We start from the raw sequence: 413 nt of genomic DNA on the forward strand, positions 1-413 counted from the left end.
GGGGGGGGCGCCCCTGCCGGTTACGATTTAGCCGGATGATCCCGGCGCCACAGCGCCCACTCGTCGAGGGTTTCGCCGCTGGGTAGTTTGCACTGGGTGCTGACGCCCTGCGGCGTTTGCACCGGCACCCGGGTGCCGCCGGATTGCTGACAGTATACCGCCGCGGGGTTGGGCATGCCGATGGTTTTCGTCGGCGCAGTGGGCTGCGGCTGGGCACAGCCGGCTAATACCAGTGGCAGAATAGCCAGTAGCTTTTTCATTGTTCCTCCCTTTCCTGAATGCCCGGGGATTTTAGCCTGAATCTCCACGTTTTCTCCATCTTGCCTGCACTTTTCCCCCGTAGAGTAGCCCCTGTTCTCGAACTGACCAGAGAACAGATCATTCCATAATCAATGAGTTTTTCCCCCTCGCCC

General features: G+C 60.0%; 1 protein-coding gene. It reads right to left on the minus strand.

Going from position 1 to position 413, the window contains the following annotated elements; all coding sequences use genetic code 11:
• Positions 1–20: 20 nt before the first annotated feature.
• Entirely contained in the window at positions 21–260 is a 240-nt protein-coding gene (locus HMPREF9538_RS00655; protein ID WP_004176548.1) for a DUF333 domain-containing protein, read from the minus strand.
• Positions 261–413: the final 153 nt, after the last annotated feature.

The organism is Klebsiella sp. MS 92-3 (assembly GCF_000195655.1).
Lineage (GTDB): Bacteria > Pseudomonadota > Gammaproteobacteria > Enterobacterales > Enterobacteriaceae > Klebsiella > Klebsiella pneumoniae.